Genomic DNA, 1,346 nt, shown 5'->3' on the forward strand with positions numbered 1-1,346 from the left:
GACGAGCACGGCCACCCGATTCCGCTGGAATACGCCGGTGCCCCGCTGCCCAAGAAGATGAACAAGCTCGGTTCCGGTGGCGCCACCGGCCACGGCAGCTTCCTGACGGCCGACCCGGCCGACGAGGACGCAGCGCTCACCGAGGCCGCTCACGCCAGCGAGCGGCGCGCGCTGACCGCGCTCGCCGAATACCAGGGCGAAGACACCAACGGCCACCACTAGGCCCATCGGGACCCACGGGTCCCAGCCAGCGGGCAGCCTGCGCACTGTGTTGCGTGGGCTGCCCGTTTTGGTCGGTGCGGCCCCGGAGTTCGATCCGGCGCAAGCCCCGGACGATCCCGTCGACCTGTTCGTCGGGTGGTTGCTGCACGCTGTCGACAGCGGCGTCGCGGAGCCGCATGCGATGACGTTGTCGACGGTGGCAGTCGACGGCGACCGGGCGCGGCCCTGCGCGCGGGTGCTGATCCTCAAAGACGTCGATGCCGCCGGCTGGCACTTCGCCGTCAGCTCGGCCAGCCGCAAGGGCGCGGAGCTCGCCCGCAATCCGACTGTAGCGCTGACGTTCTACTGGGCCGCGCTGGGCCGCCAGATCCGCATCGAAGGCGTCGCGCTGCCCGACCCACCGGCAGTGACCGCTGAGGACTTCGCGGCCCGCTCCGAAGGCGCCCGGGCGATGGTGCTGACCGGACGGCAAAGTGCGCCGTACTCCGACCCCGCTGAGATCGACGAGGCCCTGGCGAAGGCACATCTGGAACTCGACCGCTCCCCCACCCTGGTCCCGGTCGAGTGGGTTTCGTATGCGGTACGCGCTGACTCGGTGGAGTTCTGGCAGTCCGACGCCGAGCGCCGGCACCGCAGGCTCCGTTATGAGCGTGATGGCGCCCGCTGGTCTACGACGCTGCTCTGGCCTTAGCCCGCGGCGTCCCCGCGGTACCGCTCAGCCGAACCGAGACGGCAGGTCCGCAACCTCACCGAGCTGGCGCAGGTACAGCCAGGGAATCACCGGCATGGCCACTGCGCCGGCCCCGGCCAAGCCGTAGCAGACCCACGACCCGGTGTCCTTGCCGACGGCCATCAGATAGGTCGCCAGCGCCACCAGGGTCAACGTCGCTCCGGTCGCGCTGGCCATCGCGGTGATGCCACGCAACAGCACCCGCTCCACTTGATCCTGGTTGGGCAGCATGGACCTGGTGCCTGCTGCTCGCCGGCCGGGGACATCGAAACCGCGCTGCGGCAGCGGGGCGCCCGGCCGCAGCGGCTTGGACGGCGCCTGGGGCGGAAAGCCGGCAGGCCGCGGCGCCTCGGGCTGACGGGCCCGCAGCAGCATCGGGACGGCGGCCAGTATC

Annotated in this window: 2 protein-coding genes and 1 pseudogene; 2 read left to right on the top strand and 1 reads right to left on the bottom strand. The window is 71.2% G+C overall.

The annotated features are described in order from the left end of the window. Positions 1 to 222, top strand: a pseudogene (locus LI92_RS21210) (cytochrome bc1 complex cytochrome b subunit); the annotation flags it as partial. Between the two features lie 37 nt (positions 223 to 259). After that, complete coding sequence (locus LI92_RS21215) at positions 260 to 913, top strand: pyridoxine/pyridoxamine 5'-phosphate oxidase (protein WP_353585459.1); 654 nt, start codon at positions 260 to 262, stop codon at positions 911 to 913. Positions 914 to 937: 24 nt separating this feature from the next. Here the strand turns inward: LI92_RS21215 and LI92_RS21220 are convergent. Then, positions 938 to 1,346 (bottom strand): DUF2561 family protein (locus LI92_RS21220; RefSeq protein WP_046322482.1); only part of this gene is annotated, 409 nt, incomplete at its 5' end.

The sequence above is a fragment of the Mycobacterium sp. UM_Kg1 genome, assembly GCF_000972925.1.
Taxonomy (GTDB): Bacteria; Actinomycetota; Actinomycetes; order Mycobacteriales; family Mycobacteriaceae; genus Mycobacterium; species Mycobacterium hiberniae.